At 64.4% G+C, this 371-nt stretch carries 1 protein-coding gene; it reads right to left on the bottom strand.

The annotated features are described in order from the left end of the window. Nucleotides 1-371 (bottom strand): SIS domain-containing protein (locus DW823_RS09970; RefSeq protein WP_369831733.1); only part of this gene is annotated, 371 nt, incomplete at both ends.

Raw genomic sequence — 371 nt, 5'->3', positions numbered from 1 at the left:
GCGCGGACGCGCTCGTCGAGCTTGCGGTTCTCGTCCTCGCCCATGAACAGGAACACGGGGACGCCGGGCTCCACGAGCTCGAGGGTGCCGTGGAAGAAGTCGGCCGAGGTGATGTAGCGGGTGCGCTTCCACTGCATCTCCTCCAGGATGCACATCGAGAACAGGATCGTCTCGCCCCACAGGGCGCCGGAGCCGATGAACATGGTGTAGGGGGCCAGGGCGTACTTCTTTGCGAGCTCCTCGGCGCGCGGCTCGAAGCGCTTGCGGATATCGAGCATGTCCTTCCAGATGTCCTTGGTCTGCTCGATAAACAGATCGAACTTGGGGAAGCAGCCGCGGCGGTTGAGCAGGCGCAGGCCGAAGCAGTCGGC

The organism is Collinsella sp. AM34-10, assembly GCF_003469185.1.
Classification (GTDB): Bacteria; Actinomycetota; Coriobacteriia; order Coriobacteriales; family Coriobacteriaceae; genus Collinsella.
Note: the sequence above shows the minus strand (reverse complement) of the source record. Positions and strands in the feature narration are given on the sequence as shown.